This window comes from Pseudomonas sp. FIP_A4 (assembly GCF_036701605.1).
Classification (GTDB): domain Bacteria; phylum Pseudomonadota; class Gammaproteobacteria; order Pseudomonadales; family Pseudomonadaceae; genus Stutzerimonas; species Stutzerimonas phenolilytica.
In genome coordinates, this window is sequence record NZ_JAYDXP010000122.1 from 394,752 (window position 1) to 410,268 (window position 15,517).

General features: G+C 65.7%; 12 protein-coding genes. 6 read left to right on the forward strand and 6 right to left on the reverse strand.

Going from position 1 to position 15,517, the window contains the following annotated elements; genetic code table 11:
* Positions 1 to 103: 103 nt before the first annotated feature.
* The 3 genes from U8L64_RS11985 to cysZ all read left to right on the forward strand — a co-directional run bounded on the left by U8L64_RS11985 (position 104) and on the right by cysZ (position 1,719).
* Entirely contained in the window at positions 104 to 397 is a 294-nt protein-coding gene (locus tag U8L64_RS11985) for a DUF1244 domain-containing protein (RefSeq protein ID WP_003287201.1), read from the forward strand.
* Positions 394 to 732, forward strand: a complete 339-nt coding sequence (locus U8L64_RS11990) for a HopJ type III effector protein (RefSeq protein ID WP_237264561.1) — start codon at positions 394 to 396, stop codon at positions 730 to 732. Before U8L64_RS11985 ends, U8L64_RS11990 begins: the two co-directional genes overlap by 4 nt.
* Positions 733 to 960: 228 nt before the next feature.
* On the forward strand, positions 961 to 1,719 hold the full coding sequence (cysZ, locus tag U8L64_RS11995) for a sulfate transporter CysZ (RefSeq protein ID WP_273527685.1): 759 nt from the start codon (positions 961 to 963) through the stop codon (positions 1,717 to 1,719).
* 70 nt (positions 1,720 to 1,789) lie between these two features.
* Here the strand turns inward: cysZ and U8L64_RS12000 are convergent, their stop codons facing one another.
* The 4 genes from U8L64_RS12000 to U8L64_RS12015 form a co-directional block, all read right to left on the reverse strand.
* Positions 1,790 to 2,899 carry an NADH:flavin oxidoreductase gene (locus U8L64_RS12000; protein WP_333397633.1) on the reverse strand — a complete coding sequence of 370 codons (1,110 nt, stop codon included), beginning with the start codon at positions 2,897 to 2,899 and terminating at the stop codon, positions 1,790 to 1,792.
* Between the two features lie 44 nt (positions 2,900 to 2,943).
* The gene (locus U8L64_RS12005; protein WP_054093620.1) at positions 2,944 to 3,540 is read right to left on the reverse strand and encodes a TetR/AcrR family transcriptional regulator; all 597 of its coding nucleotides are present in this window, start codon (positions 3,538 to 3,540) and stop codon (positions 2,944 to 2,946) included.
* A 149-nt stretch (positions 3,541 to 3,689) separates the two neighbouring features.
* On the reverse strand, positions 3,690 to 4,172 hold the full coding sequence (locus U8L64_RS12010) for a glutathione peroxidase (protein ID WP_077683648.1): 483 nt from the start codon (positions 4,170 to 4,172) through the stop codon (positions 3,690 to 3,692).
* A gap of 108 nt (positions 4,173 to 4,280) precedes the next feature.
* Entirely contained in the window at positions 4,281 to 4,766 is a 486-nt protein-coding gene (locus U8L64_RS12015; RefSeq protein ID WP_043295870.1) for an FKBP-type peptidyl-prolyl cis-trans isomerase, read from the reverse strand.
* A 241-nt stretch (positions 4,767 to 5,007) separates the two neighbouring features.
* On the opposite strand from U8L64_RS12015, the gene U8L64_RS12020 reads away from it, so the two are divergent.
* The 3 genes from U8L64_RS12020 (at position 5,008) to U8L64_RS12030 (ending at position 9,455) form a co-directional block, all read left to right on the forward strand.
* The gene (locus U8L64_RS12020; protein WP_043295869.1) at positions 5,008 to 6,195 is read left to right on the forward strand and encodes an acetate kinase; all 1,188 of its coding nucleotides are present in this window, start codon (positions 5,008 to 5,010) and stop codon (positions 6,193 to 6,195) included.
* A gap of 128 nt (positions 6,196 to 6,323) precedes the next feature.
* The gene (gene pta, locus U8L64_RS12025) at positions 6,324 to 8,420 is read left to right on the forward strand and encodes a phosphate acetyltransferase (RefSeq protein ID WP_077683649.1); all 2,097 of its coding nucleotides are present in this window, start codon (positions 6,324 to 6,326) and stop codon (positions 8,418 to 8,420) included.
* 129 nt (positions 8,421 to 8,549) lie between these two features.
* Entirely contained in the window at positions 8,550 to 9,455 is a 906-nt protein-coding gene (locus U8L64_RS12030; RefSeq protein WP_054093618.1) for an acyltransferase, read from the forward strand.
* 7 nt (positions 9,456 to 9,462) lie between these two features.
* Here the strand turns inward: U8L64_RS12030 and U8L64_RS12035 are convergent, their stop codons facing one another.
* Together U8L64_RS12035 and U8L64_RS12040 are read right to left on the reverse strand one after the other, a co-directional pair.
* Positions 9,463 to 11,586 carry a two-component system response regulator gene (locus U8L64_RS12035; RefSeq protein ID WP_043295866.1) on the reverse strand — a complete coding sequence of 708 codons (2,124 nt, stop codon included), beginning with the start codon at positions 11,584 to 11,586 and terminating at the stop codon, positions 9,463 to 9,465.
* Between the two features lie 104 nt (positions 11,587 to 11,690).
* A complete protein-coding gene (locus U8L64_RS12040) occupies positions 11,691 to 15,398 on the reverse strand; it encodes a CHASE domain-containing protein (protein WP_333397642.1) in 3,708 nt (1,235 codons plus the stop codon).
* Between the last annotated feature and the right edge of the window lie 119 nt (positions 15,399 to 15,517).

Genomic DNA, 15,517 nt, shown 5'->3' on the forward strand with positions numbered 1-15,517 from the left:
CGCGACGGCTCAGCGCCTCGCGTAGCCGGCACTGGCGAGGCTGGTCGCTGCCCAACACCGAGGTTATGATCCGGCCCACCTCAGCCAACGCCGAGAAGCAGACATGAACGAGCAAGAACGCACCGAACTGGAAGCCGCCGCCTTCCGCCGCCTGGTCCAGCACCTGCGCAGCCGTCCGGACGTGCAGAACATCGACCTGATGAACCTCGCCGGCTTCTGCCGCAATTGCCTGTCCAAGTGGTACAAGGCCGCCGCCGACGACCTCGACGTCGCCGTCAGCGTCGACGAGGCGCGCGAGGAGGTGTACGGCATGCCCTACGCCGAATGGAAGAAGCGCTACCAGAAGGAAGCGACGTCCGAGCAACAGGCCGCCTTCGACAAGGGCCAGAAGCCATGAACAGCCTCAAGGACTTCCGCGCCAGCCTGCGCAACCGCAACCACCCGTTCAGCGCCACGCTGGCGTTCATCGCTGAGCACTACGACTACCAGCCGAGCCGCTTCATCAACGGTGGTGTGGAAAACGCCGCGGGGGAGAACGAAGGTTCCTGCAAGACGCTGGGCCTCGCGCTGCTGGAAGGCTTCTCCACCGAGGAAGCGCTGCTGGCCTTCGGCGAGCACTACCAGGCCGTACTGGCCTCGCCGACCGGCTCCGACCATCGCAACATCCGCGCGCTGATGGAAACCGGCCTGCCGGGCGTTCGCTTCGACCGGCAGCCGCTCAGCCGGCGCTGAGCACCGCGTCGCCAGAAGAAAAAAGGGCCATCCCAAAGCGCTAGGGGAAGGCTGTGAGTGGATGGCCCTTGGGAAACCGATGGCGCCACTCTAGGCACCCCGCGCTGCCCGGTAAAATTCAACCCGTCCATCCTCTTCATAGACCTAGCCTATCGCTCGCCGACGCGACTTTGCGCCGTCGGGCAAAGCCGGTATGGTCCCGTCGTTTTCCTCTGCTGGAGCTTGCGCATGTCGTTGCCCGCCCTTTCCGGCCCGCAGTACCTTCGTGAAGGCCTGAAACTGGTCCTCAGCCCGGGGTTGCGGCTGTTCGTGCTCCTGCCGCTGACCGTCAACGTGCTGCTGTTCGTCGGCCTGATCTGGCTCGCCATGCGTCAGTTCGGACTCTGGGTCGAGGCGTTCATGCCGAGCCTGCCGGACTGGCTGACCTTTCTCGAATACCTGCTCTGGCCACTGTTCGTCGCGCTGGTCGTGCTGATGGTGTTCTTCACCTTCACCCTGCTCGCCAACGTCATCGCCGCGCCGTTCAACGGCTTCCTCGCGGAGAAGGTCGAGGTGGTGGCGCGCGGTGAGGATACGGCGCCGCCGTTCAGCTGGGCCGAACTGCTGGCCATGCTGCCGCGCACCCTGGCCCGCGAAGCGCGCAAGCTGGCCTATTTCGCGCCACGCGCGCTGGCGCTGCTGGTGCTGTCGTTCATTCCGGTGCTGAACCTTGTCGCCGCGCCGCTGTGGCTGCTGTTCGGCGTCTGGATGATGGCCGTGCAGTACATCGACTATCCGGCGGACAACAACCGGGTGAGCTGGGCCGAGATGCTGACCTGGCTGCGCCAGCGCCGCTGGCAGAGCCTGAGCTTCGGTGCGGTGACCTATGCGGCGCTGCTGGTGCCCGGCCTGAACCTGCTGATCATGCCGGCCGCCGTCGCCGGAGCGACCCTGCTGTGGGTCCGCGAAGGTGGCCAAAGTCACGCGCTGGCCAAACGCCCGAGCTAGCGCCGGGCGAAAAAGAAAAAGGCCGCAACGCCGCAAGCGTTCCGGCCTTTTTTGCATCGCGACGAATGCGTCAGGCGAGCGTCTTCAACGCCTCGCGGCTGAACGGCAGCACATCCTGCATCCGCCCTTCGCGCACTTTCTGCGCCCAGTCCGGATCGACCAGCAGCGCACGCCCCACCGCGACCAGATCGAATTCCTGCCGGTTCAGGCGCTCCAGCAGACCTTCGATGTTCGCCGGTTGGGCGACCTTGTCGGTCTTGACCATGTACTGCAGGAACTCGTCGTCCAGGCCGACGCTGCCCACGGTGATGGTCGGCTTGCCGGTCAGCTGGCGCGTCCAGCCAGCGAGGTTCAGCGGCGAACCTTCGAACTCCGGCTCCCAGAAACGCCGCGTCGAGCAGTGGAAAATATCCACACCCGCCGCCGACAGCGGCGCGAGGAATTCGCCCAGCTCCTCGGGGGTCTGCACCAGCCGTGCGCTGTAGTCCTGCTGCTTCCACTGCGAGAAGCGGAAGATGATCGGGAAGTCCGGCCCTACAGCCGCGCGTACCGCCTGGATCAGTTCGATGGCGAAGCGCGAACGGTTGGCCAGGCTGCCGCCATATTCGTCGATACGCTGGTTGCTGCCGGCCCAGAAGAACTGGTCGATCAGATAACCGTGAGCGCCGTGGATCTCCACACCGTCCATGCCGATCGCCTGAGCATCGCGGGCGGCCTGGGCAAACGCGGCGATGACGTCCTGAATATCCTGCTTGGTCATGCCGTGCACGACGACCTGGCCGTCCTTGAGCTTTTCCATCGGGCCGTACCCCGGCACGCTCGCCTCCGGCTCGGTGCCGATGCGGCGCACGTTGCCGACGTGCCAGAGCTGCGGAACGATGCGTCCACCGGCGGTGTGCACGGCGTCGACCACTTGCTTCCAGCCGGCCAGTGCATCGGCGCCATAGAACCGCGGAACCTGCGGATAGCCGTTGGCGGCCGCGTGTCCGACCGTGGTGCCCTCGGTGATGATCAGCCCCACCCCGGATGCCGCCCGCCGCCGGTAGTACTCGACCACATCGGCGGTCGGCACGCCGTTGGGCGAAAACGAGCGGGTCATCGGTGCCATCACCACGCGGGTCGGCAGGTGCAGCGAACCCAGCTCGAACGGCTGGAACAAGGCATTTGCGGTAGCGGTCATGCGACTCTCCTGTTGTGTGTGTTGCGACGGTGCGGGGCGCAGGCTCATTGGCACTCCAGCAGCCGCGCCAGCTGATCGAGAAAACGCTGCAGCGGCGTCACGCTGCCGCTGACCTTCATGCGCAGCAGCGCGCCTTCCCAGGCGTTGCCGATGAATTCGGCGATGGCGGCGCAATCACTGTCGGCGGCTATTTCGCCCTGTCGACACGCCTGTTCCAGGCAGTCGGCCAGCAGCTCGACCGACTGCCCGAGAATCGCCAATACCTTCTGACCGATGGGCGGACACAGCTCGGCCATCTCGAAACTCAGGCTGCCGATGAAGCAGTGGTACTCGGGCTTTTCCTGGCGCGAGAAGTGCGCGGTCAGCTCGCGGTAATAGGCGAGAATGCGCTGGCAAGGGGTGCCGGGCGCCTCGTTGAGCGCCACCCGGTAACGTTCGAGGCGCGGGCAATACAACGCCTCGAGCGCTTGCAGGGCGAAGTCTTCCTTGCTGGCGAAGTAGTGATAGAACGAGCCCTTCGGTACGCCCGCGGCCTGCACGATCTCCTGCACGCCGGTGCCGTGATAGCCGCGACGAATCATCACCTGGGCACCCCTGGCGAGGATCAATGCGTGCTTGTCGTTGCGGGTTTGAGTGGTCATGCGGCGAGGATATGACCGGTCGTCTCGCCAGCCTAGAATCATCACCCGGGCTTATCGGCCGCGATGTGTTACGAAGGCGCTACCGGCTTTCTCGGCGAGCGCGCAATCCCGATACCCCGACGCCCGTTGCAGACGCCGGGGCGTGGGGATCAGGGCAGCGCCGCCTCGATCGCCTGGATCAGCGCCGGGTCATCCGGGCTGGTGCGTGGCGAGAAACGCGCCAGCACGCGGCCGTCACGGTCGACCAGGAATTTCTCGAAGTTCCAGCTGATGTCGCCAGGAAAGTCCGCCCCCTCGCCTGCCAGCAGGCGATACAGCGGATGACGCTGCGGCCCGTTGACTTCGAGCTTGCCGGTCAGCGGGAAGCTGACGCCGTAATTGAGGCTGCAGAACGCACGAATCTCTTCGTCGCTGCCTGGCTCCTGCGCGGCGAACTGGTTGCACGGCACGCCGAGCACGCTGAAGCCACGCTCGCGATACTGCTGGTGCAGTCGCTCGAGGCCCGCGTACTGGGGCGTCAAACCGCATTGCGAGGCAACGTTGACCACCAGCGTGAGCTTGTCGCCGAACGACGCCAGCGGCAGCTCCTGACCACCCAGCCCCGGCAGGACCAATTGATGAAATGCGCTCATGTCTTCCCTCCAGACAAAAAAAAACGCCCCGGCCGCGACCGGAGCGCCTTCTACACGATCAGCTCGACCTGGCGCGGTCTCGAATGACCGGCGCCGCGGGCGTGCCGATCAGTGGTGATGACCGCCTTCGCCATGCACATGGCCGTGGGCCACTTCTTCTTCGCTGGCGTCGCGGACGCTGACGATCTTGACGTCGAAGCTCAGACGCTGGCCAGCCAGCGGATGGTTGCCGTCGACGATCACGTCATCACCCTCGACGTCACGGATGGTGACGATCTGCATGCCGCCATCCGGGCCGGAGGCATGGAACTGCATGCCGACTTCCAGCTCGTCGACGCCTTCGAACATGGCACGGTTCAGCGTGGCGACCAGTTCCGGGCTGTACTCGCCATAGGCGTCCTGCGGTTCAATGGTGACCTGAATCTGGTCGCCGCCCTGCTTGCCTTCCAGCGCCTTTTCAAGGCCGGGAATGATGTTGCCTGCACCGTGCAGGTAGACCAGCGGCGCGCCGCCGGCGGAGCTGTCGATCACCTCACCGGCGTCGTTGGTGAGGGTGTAGTCGATTGAGACAGCCTTGTTAGCGGCGATCAGCATGGGCTCAAACCTTTGCTTGGGGAAATGGACGACACAGTCTAACCGCGCGCCAGGCCGAATGTGAACCGAAGGCCGAGCAACGGACAGCGTGGTTCCCGATGAGCAAATCGTGTAGTGCCATCGACAGCCCGACTACAACCTTTGGATGGCATCGCTTTTACTATGGTTATGCAAGAATCCGGCTGCCTGAGATTCTTTTGTCACTTCATATCAATAACTTTCAGTGAATCAAGGAGCACCGATGCCGGCTCGTAACATCCTGGTGATCAACTGTGGCAGCTCGTCGATCAAGTTCGCCCTGGTCAACGAAGCGCAAGCTACCTTCCCGCTGCAAGGTCTCGCCGAATGCATCGGTACCGCAGAGGCTGTCATCCACTTCGAGAGCGCTGCCGGCAAGGAAAGCGTCAAGGTGCCGAACGCCGACCACCAGGCCGCGCTCGCGCAGATCCTGCCGCGCGTCGAAGACGCCGCCGGCGGTCATCTGGACGGCATCGGCCACCGCGTGGTGCACGGCGGCGAGAAGTTCTTCGCCTCCACTCTGCTCACCGACGAAACCCTGGCCAGCATCGAAGCCAACATCCAGCTGGCACCGCTGCACAACCCGGCCAACCTGAGCGGCATCCACGCAGCCATCAACCTGTTCCCCGAACTGCCGCAGGTCGGCGTGTTCGACACCGCGTTCCACCAGACGATGCCGCCGCATGCCTATCGCTATGCGATCCCGAGCTTCCTCTATGAGGAGCACGGCGTGCGTCGCTACGGCTTCCACGGCACCAGCCTGCGCTTCGTCAGCCGACGCGCCGCCGAAATGACCGGCCTGCCGGTGGAGAACAGCGGCTGGCTGGTCGCTCACCTGGGCAATGGCTGCTCCACCTGTGCGGTGCAGAACGGCGAGAGCCGCGACACCAGCATGGGCCTGACCCCGCTGGAAGGCCTGGTGATGGGCACCCGCAGCGGCGATGTCGATCCGAGCCTGCACTATTTCCTCAACCGCACCCTCGGCTGGGATCTGGCCAAGATCGACAACCTGCTGAACAAGGAAAGCGGCCTGAAGGGCCTGTCCGGCCTGTCCAACGACATGCGCACCCTCGCCGACGCCCGCAATGCCGGTCATCCGGGCGCCGTGCTGGCGTTCGAGGTGTTCTGCTATCGCCTGGCCAAGTCGCTGGCAGCCATGTCCTGCGGCCTGGACAGCCTGGACGGCCTGGTATTCACCGGCGGCATCGGCGAAAACTCCGCTGCCGTGCGCGAACGCACCCTCCAGCACCTCAAGCTGCTCGGCTTCAAGCTTGACGACGCGGCCAACGCCCGCTGCACCCGCGGTGTGTCCGGCGAGATCCAGGCCGAAGGCAGCCGTCGCGTCCTGGTGGTGCCGACCAACGAAGAGCGCCAGATCGCTCTGGACACCCTTGCGCTGCTCGACGCCTGATTCGCCCCCGACAGGCGGGATGCCTGTCTCGCAGGCCCGGAGACCGAAAGGTCGCCGGGCCTTCGCTCGTCCCGCCTGCGGACCCGCATTCTGCAGCCAGAGCTCCCCGCTCCCCTGAAGGAGAACCCATGCACACTCTGTTTCTAGCCCCAACCGGTTTCGGCGGCGGTCTGAACTCCATCAGCCTCGGCCTGATTCGCACGCTCGAAGGCGCCGGCCTGAAGGTCGGTTTCTTCAAACCGATCGCACAACCCTTCCCGGTCGACCAGGGCCGTGAGCGCTCCTGCATCCTCGTCGAAAAGACCCTCAACCTGCCCTCGCCCGAACCGCTGGCGCTGGAACAGGTCGAGCGCCAGCTGGCCGACGGCGAGCTGGACCTGATGCTCGAGGAAGTGGTCAGCCGCTTCCAGCAGGCCGCTGCCGGCAAGGACGTGGTCATCGTCGAAGGCATGGTGCCGACCACCAGCTCCGACTACACCTCGCGCATCAACACCCAGCTGGCCAAGAGCCTGGACGCCGAGATCATCCTGATCGCCGCCCAGGGCAAGGACAGCATCAAGCGCATGGCCGAGCGCATCGAGATCCAGGCGCAGCAATTCGGCGGCGCCAAGGACCCGAAGGTGCTCGGCGTGATCCTCAACAAGGTCAAGAGCGAGGACGGCGTGCCGGCCTTCGTCGAGCGCCTCAAGGAACATCTGCCGCTGCTCGGCAGCTCCGACTTCCAGCTGCTCGGCGCTATTCCCTTCGCCGAAGAACTCAACGCGCTGCGTACCCGTGACATCGTCGAACTGCTCGGTGCGCAGGTGCTCAACGCCGGCGAAGCCGATCAGCGCCGCGTCGGCAAGATCGTGCTGTGCGCCCGCGCCGTGCCGAACACCGTGCAGCTGCTGCGCTCTGGCGTACTGGTGGTGACGCCCGGCGACCGCGACGACATCATCCTCGCCGCCAGCCTGGCCTCGCTCAACGGCGAGAAGCTCGCCGGCCTGCTGCTGACCGGCGACTTCACGCCGGACCCGCGCATTCTCGAACTGTGCAAGACCGCACTGGCCGGTGGCCTGCCGGTGATGATGGTGAGCACCAACTCCTATGACACGGCCAACAACCTGTTCGGCCTGAACAAGGAAACCCCGTCGGACGACATCGAGCGCGCCAGCCTGGTCACCGATTACATCGCCAAGCACCTGCACCCCGAATTCCTGCACACCCGCTGCAGCGTCCCGCGTGCCGAGCCGCGTCTGTCGCCGGCTGCGTTCCGCTATCAACTGGTCAAGCGTGCGCAAGACGCGAACAAGCGCATCGTCCTGCCGGAAGGCAACGAGCCGCGCACCATTCGCGCCGCGGCCATCTGTCAGGAGCGCGGCATCGCCCGCTGTGTGCTGCTGGCCAAGCCGGCCGAAGTCGAGCAGGTCGCCCGCGAGCAGGGCATCAACCTGCCTGCCAGCCTGGAAATCCTCGATCCGGATCTGATCGCCAACCGCTACGTCGAGCCGATGTGCGAAATGCGCAAGGCCAAGGGCCTGACGCCCGAAGATGCGCGCGAGCAGCTCAAGGACACCGTCGTACTCGGCACCATGATGCTGGCGCTGGATGAGGTGGACGGCCTGGTTTCCGGCGCCGTGCACACCACAGCCAACACCATCCGCCCAGCCCTTCAGCTGATCAAGACCGCGCCGGGCTACAGCCTGGTGTCCTCGGTGTTCTTCATGCTGCTGCCGGATCAGGTGCTGGTCTATGGCGACTGCGCGGTGAACCCGAACCCGAGCGCCACCGAACTGGCCGAAATCGCCCTGCAAAGTGCCGAATCGGCCGCCGCCCTCGGCGTGCCGCAGCGCGTGGCGATGATCAGCTACTCCACCGGCAGCTCCGGCAGTGGTGCCGAGGTGGAGAAGGTCGCCGAAGCCACCCGCATCGCCCAACAGCGCGCACCGCAGCTGCCGATCGACGGCCCGCTGCAGTACGACGCCGCCTCGGTACTCAGCGTCGGCAAGCAGAAGGCGCCGGACAGCAAGGTCGCCGGTCAAGCCACCGTGTTCATCTTCCCCGACCTGAACACCGGCAACACCACCTACAAGGCTGTGCAGCGCAACGCCAACTGCCTCAGCGTCGGCCCGATGCTGCAGGGCCTGGCCAAGCCGGTGAACGACCTGTCGCGCGGCGCGCTGGTCGAGGACATCGTCTTCACCATCGCCCTCACCGCACTGCAGGCGGCCAACCGGAAAGCCTGACGTCCGCGCCCCAAAAAGCCCGCCCGCGCCTCGCGCGGGCGGGCTTTTTACTGTCACTTCAGATAGTTACAGATGCCTGCATAATCGCTACTCTTGGCGACTCGACTCAGCCGTATCGATGAGCCAGCCATGCTTAGCTTTCTTCCCGCGCCGCTGCGCGGCGTACTTTCCGCGCTTATCCTCGCGCTCAATACCCTGTTCTGGTGCTGGCCACTGTTCGCCCTCGCCCTGCTCAAGCTGGTGCTGCCCTTCGCGCCGATCCAGCGCACGCTGCGCTACGGCATGCACTGGATCGCCGAATCCTGGATGTCGGTGAACAGCTTCTGGATGAACCTGGCGCGGACCATCGACTGGAATGTCCAAGGCCGCGAGCTGGTCGACATGCACCATTCGTATCTGGTCACCAGCAACCATCAGAGCTGGGCCGACATTCTGGTGCTGCAGTACCAGCTCAGCCGCCGCATGCCGATCCTCAAGTTCTTCCTCAAGCAGGAATTGATCTGGGTGCCGGTCATCGGTCTGTGCTGGTGGGCGCTGGAGTTCCCCTTCATGAAGCGCTTCAGCAAGGAATACCTGGCCAAGCACCCGGAAAAACGCGGCGAGGACCTCGCCACCACCCGCCGCGCCTGCGAGCGCTACCGCACCAATCCGGTGTCGGTGTTCAACTTCCTCGAAGGCACGCGTTTCACACCCGCCAAGCACGACCAGCAGGACTCGCCGTTCCGCCACCTGCTCAAGCCGCGCGCTGGCGGCATCGCCTTCGTGGTCGACGCGATGGGCGAACAGCTGAGCGCACTGATCGACATCACTATCCACTATCCCGACGGTCGCCCCAGCTTCTGGGACCTGCTCGCCGGACGCATCCGCCAGGTGGTGCTGCGCATCGAACGGCGGGAGATTCCGGGCGAGTTTCTCGGCCGCAATTACGATCAGGACGAGGCGTATCGGCTGGCGTTCCAGCAGTGGGTCAACCAGTTGTGGACCGCCAAGGATGCCCAGCTGGCCAGCCTGCACGCGCAATTCCCGCCGCGCTGAGGCGGTCTCAGCACGACTCCCAGCTCACCCGCGCCGGAAAGGCGGTTGCCTGTGCCGGGGCGACCGCCGGCGAGACCAAGAAACCCTGCATCACATCGCAGCCATTGGCGAGCAGCCACTCGCGCTGCGCCAGGCTCTCGACGCCTTCGGCAATCACCTCCAGCCCCAGGTTGCGTCCCAGGTCGATGATGGCATTGACCACCGCCGCATCGCGTGGAGAGTCAAGCATGTTGGTGATGAACAAGCGATCGATCTTCAGCGTGTCCAGCTCGAAGTGGCGCAGGTAGGCCAGTGACGAATAGCCGGTGCCGAAATCGTCGATCGCCACGCGCACCCCCAGCTTGCGCAGGCGCCGCAGCTTGTCGCAGCTCTGCTCCAGATCCTGCATCAACGTGCCTTCGGTGACCTCCAGCTCGAGCTGCGCCGGCAGCAGCTGGTACTCGTCGAGCAGGCGCTGGAGGCTGTCCAGCAGGCCGGCGCGGGCAAACTGCACCGGGCTGACGTTGACGCTGAGAATCAGCCCTTCGTCGAGCGCCTGCGGCCACAGGCGATGCTGATTCAGGGCCTCGCGCAGCACCCAGTCGCCGACTCGCTCGATCAGCCGCGTCTCCTCCAGCAGCGGAATGAACACCCCCGGCTCGACCTGCCCGCTCTGCCCGTTGGGCCAGCGCAGCAATGCCTCGAAACCACGCAGCCGGCCGCTCTCGAGCATGATCTGCGGCTGGTAGGCCAGCTCAAAATCGTTGCGTTCGATGGCGCTGCGCAGGTTCTCCTCCATCATCAGGCGCGTGTGGGCACGGCCGTTCATCTCGTCGGAGAAGAAGCGATACTGCCGGCGCCCGGCACGCTTGGCCTCGTACATGGCCATGTCCGCCGAGCGCAGCAGCTCGTCGACGCTCTGCCCGCTGTCGGGAAAATGCGCGATGCCGATGCTCGCGCCCAGGGTGACCTCGGTGCCTTCGACACGGTGACGCACCGAGATCAGCTCGATGAGCTTCTCCGCCACGCGCGCCGCATCTTCCGGATGATCGAGCGAGTCCAGCAGCGCGGTGAATTCGTCGCCGCCCATGCGCGCGATGATGTCGTAGGGCCGCATGCAGGTTTCCAACAGCCGCGCCACCTTGCAGAGGATCTCGTCGCCGGCGTCGTGACCGAGTGAATCGTTGATGCGCTTGAAGCCGTCCAGGTCGATGTACAGGATCGCCATGCGCTTGCCGTTGCGGTCGACCCGCGCCAGCGCCGACTCCAGCGCCTGGTGGAAACCGCGGCGATTGAGCAGCCCGGTCAGCGAGTCGGTCACCGCCTGGGTCTCCAGCTGCACGTGCAGGTTGCGCACCACCGACATATCCAGCGCAATGACCACCATCGAGCGTTGCTGGCGTGGCAACGGCGAGCTGGACAGCGCCACCGGCAGCGTCGAGCCGTCGCTCTTGTAGAGCTGCGCCTCGTGCAGACGGTAGGTCGCGCCGTTGCGCCAGTGCTCGTAGAACTCCGACTCGCGCCACGGCACGCCCACCTCGGGCACCGCCAAATGCGCCAGCAGCGCGGTGCCCTGCAGGTCCTCCACGCGGGCGTGCAGCATCTCGGCGATGGCCGGATTGGCGAACGTGACATAGCCGTCCTCACCCACCACCAGGATGCCCTCGGCGGCGTTGCTCAGCACCGAGGCGTTGAAGGCCCGGGCACTGTCGAGCTGCTGGGAAAGCAACTGCAGGTCGCGACGGTTGTGTTCGTGTGCCAGCAGCGTGTTGATCTTGTGCTTGAGCACCTGTGGATCGAACGGTTTGAGAATGAAATCCACCGCGCCGCTGGCGTAGCCGCGCAGCACCGACTCGCGGGTGTGCGCAATGGCCGAAACGAAAATGATCGGCGTGTAGCGCGTATGCGGGCTGCCGCGCATCAGCCGGGCGACCTCGAAGCCATCCATGCCGGGCATTTGCACGTCCAGCAGAACCAGCTCGACGTCCAGTTCGAGCAGCGCCTTGAGCGCCGCCTCGCCGGAATTGACGCTGTGCACCTGCCAGTCGCCGTCGCCGAGCAGGGCCTCCATCGCGACCAGATTGGCCTCGCGATCATCCACCACCAGCAGCGTGCGGCTGCGCGGCTGCGTTCTAAGCTGCGCTCGGCCCATAGAAGCCTCCCTGCATCGCTGTGCGCACGTGCACGCGGGCACCCTCGCGCGTCACGGCGCCGTACCTGTTTGCGGCCAATCCAGCGTCTACTCCCACCGCTCCCCTACTCCTCTTCAGCCTTGCCCTGCTCCGCCTGCAGGCCCAGCCAGTGCTGCAACAGCGTCGCCAACGCGGCGCGCTCCACGGGTTTGGCCAGCACATCATCGGCGCCGAGCGCCAGACAGCGCTGGCGCTGCTCCTCGCCGGCATCCTCGGCCAGGGCGATGATCGGCACCTGGCAGCCGTGTTCGCCCTTGAGCGCGGCGGGCAACATCACACCTTCCGCGTCCGCTCGGCTCATGTCCAGCAGCACCAGATCGAAGGCACCCTCGGCAAACCGTGCCAGCGCCGACTCGGCACTGGTCACCGGCTCGACCTGCAGGCCCAGCTGATCGAGATCGGCACTGAGCGAATAGATCAGCCGCACGTCGTCGCCGACCAGCAGCACCTGACGACCCAGTTCCGGGCGCGGAGTCTGGTGCATCGTCTCGGACCTCTCCGTCGCCGAGGCCTGGCGCACCAACTCGCCGATGCGCTCGGGGCTGTCGGATTTCGCCAGCAGCACCGCCGAATAGCGCCGCAGACGCTGTAGCTGCTCGTCGTCCAGCGGTGCCTGGCTGCTCACCAGCACCGGCATGCCCTGCAGCGGCCGCAGGCGCTCGAGCGCCTCGAGCAGCTCCAGGCCGTTGCCATCGGCCAGATCGAAATCGATAGCCAGCGCACTGAACGCCTGCTCGGCGAACGCCAGGCGCGCCGACTCACTGTGCCCGGTGGCCGTCACGCTGTAGCCCAGCGTCTCGAAACAGTCGCGAATCTCCCGTCGCCGCTGCGGATCGCCTTCGACCAGCAGCAGGCGCAGCGGGTTGTGGCCCTGGCGGCGCAGCTCGATGAACAGTTGTTCGAGCGTCACCCGGTCGACCGGCTTGGTCAGGTAGCGCGCGTCATCGTCGTGCCAGTCGCCCGGTTGCGGCACGCTGGAAATGATCGCGACCGGCAATCCCTGCAAACGCTCTTCGGCGCGCAGCTCGCGATAGACCTGCCAGCCGCTGATATCCGGCAGCAGGATGTCGAGTATTACTGCTGCGAAACGCCGTTCGCGCAGCATCGCCAGTCCTTCGTTGCCGGTGGCGCAGCGCGTGCTGACGAAGCCGTGGCTCTGGCCGACTTCATCGAGCAGCGCGGCAAACACGCCATCGCCCTCGACAATCAGCAGGCTCGGCTCGTCGCCGCGTGGCCGCTCGGTGCTCGGCAGCGCCAGGCGACGCTCCGGCAGCGGCAGCTCGACGGTGAAGCGCGAACCCTTTCCCGGCTCGCTCTGCAGCTCGATCCGGCCACCCAGTACGGTCACCAGCTGCTGGGTGATCGCCAGCCCCAGGCCGGTACCCCCGTAGTGCCGGCTGATCGAGCCATCGATCTGCTGGAAGGCCTGGAAGATCCGCTCATGCTGGTCCCGGGCGATACCGATGCCGGTGTCGCGCACCTCGATCTGCAACGTATCGCCACCACTCGCGCCGCCCTGCGCAAGGCAACGCACCAGTACCTGCACCTCGCCGTGCTCGGTGAACTTCAGCGCATTGGTCAGCAGGTTATGCAGTATCTGCCGCAGGCGCAGGCGGTCGCTTTCCAGCCGCTCGGGGACGTTCGACGCCACTTCCAGCGTCAGCTTCAGGCCCTTCTGCTGCGCCATCGGCGCCAGCGCCGCCTCGGTCTCGGCCAACAGGTCGCGCAGATTCAGCGGCTCGAGCTTGAGCTGCAGATGCCCGGCCTCGATCTTGGCCAGGTCGAGCACGTCGTTGATCAGCTGCAGCAGATCGTGGCCGGCGCGGTAGATGATGTCGGCATGCCGTACCTGCTTGTCGGTGAGGTTGCCGGCACCGTTCTGACGCAGCTGGTCGCTGAGGATCAGGATGCTGTTGAGCGGTGTGCGCAGCTCATGGGACATGTTGGCGAGGAATTCCGACTTGTAGCGATTGGCGACCACCAGCTGGTCGGCCTGGTCACGCAGGCGGCGCTCGGCCGCCTTGCGATGGCTGATGTCGATGATCACCGCCTGCACCAATTGCTCGTCGCCGCGGCGCAGCGGCGACAGGCCGATCTCCACCGGCACCTGGCTGCCGTCGCGATGGCGGCCGAACAACTCGCGGTTGCCGCCCATCCGCCGCGGTTCGGGATGCGCAACATATGCCTGGCGAACCCCCCGGTGAGCCTCGCGCGCCGCTTCAGGCAACAGCAATTCGACCGGCTGGCCGAGCAGCTGCTCGCGCTCATAGCCGAACAGCAACTCGGTCTGGCGATTGACCATGACAATGCGTCCTTCGCTGTCGACCAGCACGAAGGCATTGGGCGACGCCTCGACCACGTTGCGGAATCGCTCTTCGTCGCGCTTGCGCGCCTGCAGGTCGAGCAGGTTGAGCACGTAGTAGCGCGCCTCGTCATGGTTGAAACTGGTCAGGCTGAGCGCAACCGGCACCGGATTGGCGTCCTCGCGCAGCGCCTGGGTTTCCTGCTGATGGAGCCCGCTGCGTTGGGCCAGCGAATCGCCGCCCAGCAGGAACGGCAGGTAGCGGCTGACCCGCTCGCCGGCCAGCAGCCCGGCGTTGGAGCCGAGCAGGCTGGCGGCGCTCTGGTTGGCCAGCTCGATCCGTCCGGCGGCATTGCACAGCAGGGTGGCCACCGGCAGTTGCTCGATGAGCTGGCGAAAGCGCGCCTCGCGTTCCTGCGCCTGCACGCTCAACCGCTGGCTGGCCCGCAACGCGCGCTCGCGCAGATAGAGATAGCCGCCGATCAGCAGCGAGAACAGCGCAGCCGCGAGCAGCGGCGACACCAGATCGAACGTGCGATTGCTGTGGCGCAGCACCGCTTCGTACTCGGGCGTGCTCGCCACCTTCAGCTGCCAGCTGCGGCCATACATGTAGATGTTGCGCGTGCGCTGGAAGCCGGCCTCCTCATTGGCCGGCCGGCGCCCGGCGAGCAGCGGCACGTCGGGTGCAGCGGCGTCCCGTAGCTGCAGTTGCAGCGCGCTGCTGCGCGAACCGAGGATGCCTTCCATCAGGTCGGTCAACCGGAAGGCGCCATGCAAGGTGCCGACAAAGGCGCTGCGCCGCTCCTCCTCGGTAGTGGTCGGCGCGTTGGCGCGGTACAGCGGCAGGTAGAGCAGCACGCCGGTCTGCACGTTCTGCTCGGTTTCCTGCTTGAGCCGCAACGGCCCGGTCAGGACCGGATTGCCGCTATCTCGCGCCGCCGCAGCGGCCTCGCGCCGGAACGTCTCGCTGAACAGATCGAACCCCAACACCCGACGGTTGCGCCAGTCGACGGGATGGATGTAGTCGACGATCAGGTATTCGTCGCGCACGCCGGGCGGATACATGCGAAAGCGCTCGCGCCCGGATTTGCGGATCGCCTGCAGTTGCGCTTCGACCGTCTGGCTGGTGGCATAGCGCGCCAGCGCCACCGCTTGGATGCCCGGGTAGAAATCCTGCAGCTGCAGCTGATCGGCCGCGCGCATCCAATCGTCCAGGGAAACGCTGTCGCTACCCGCGACCAGACCGGCCACGCCGCGCAGGACCATTTCATAGGCACGCATGCGCTCGCGCAGCGTGTGCTCGATGTCATCGACGGCAAAGGTGAAGCGCTGTTCCTGCTCGATGCGGTTGCGCGTTTCCTGAGCATGCCATTGCCAGCCGATCCATCCACCAAGCCCCGCCATCAACGCCAGCGTGACGAACAATGGCAGCCAAGGCTTGCGGGAATGGAGAGCGGGACGATCATCCATTCGACCTCCTCTGCGCCATTACTGGCGTGCTTCAAGTGCTTGAGAGTCACGAAGCGGACAGAGGTTCCGTGCGACGAACGGCGGGAGAATTCCATGACGCCGGCTTTCCGGCAGTGGCG

Excerpts from the sequence above, each read along its gene's own strand:
- U8L64_RS12035 (WP_043295866.1), bottom strand. The coding sequence starts at position 11,586 with ATGGGCCGAGCGCAGCTTAGAACGCAGCCGCGCAGCCGCACGCTGCTG.
- U8L64_RS12010 (WP_077683648.1), bottom strand. The coding sequence starts at position 4,172 with ATGAGCGCATTTCATCAATTGGTCCTGCCGGGGCTGGGTGGTCAGGAG.
- U8L64_RS12020 (WP_043295869.1), top strand. The coding sequence starts at position 5,008 with ATGCCGGCTCGTAACATCCTGGTGATCAACTGTGGCAGCTCGTCGATC.
- cysZ (WP_273527685.1), top strand. The coding sequence starts at position 961 with ATGTCGTTGCCCGCCCTTTCCGGCCCGCAGTACCTTCGTGAAGGCCTG.
- U8L64_RS11985 (WP_003287201.1), top strand. The coding sequence starts at position 104 with ATGAACGAGCAAGAACGCACCGAACTGGAAGCCGCCGCCTTCCGCCGC.
- U8L64_RS12030 (WP_054093618.1), top strand. The coding sequence starts at position 8,550 with ATGCTTAGCTTTCTTCCCGCGCCGCTGCGCGGCGTACTTTCCGCGCTT.
- U8L64_RS11990 (WP_237264561.1), top strand. The coding sequence starts at position 394 with ATGAACAGCCTCAAGGACTTCCGCGCCAGCCTGCGCAACCGCAACCAC.
- U8L64_RS12000 (WP_333397633.1), bottom strand. The coding sequence starts at position 2,899 with ATGACCGCTACCGCAAATGCCTTGTTCCAGCCGTTCGAGCTGGGTTCG.
- pta (WP_077683649.1), top strand. The coding sequence starts at position 6,324 with ATGCACACTCTGTTTCTAGCCCCAACCGGTTTCGGCGGCGGTCTGAAC.
- U8L64_RS12040 (WP_333397642.1), bottom strand. The coding sequence starts at position 15,398 with ATGGATGATCGTCCCGCTCTCCATTCCCGCAAGCCTTGGCTGCCATTG.
- U8L64_RS12005 (WP_054093620.1), bottom strand. The coding sequence starts at position 3,540 with ATGACCACTCAAACCCGCAACGACAAGCACGCATTGATCCTCGCCAGG.
- U8L64_RS12015 (WP_043295870.1), bottom strand. The coding sequence starts at position 4,766 with ATGCTGATCGCCGCTAACAAGGCTGTCTCAATCGACTACACCCTCACC.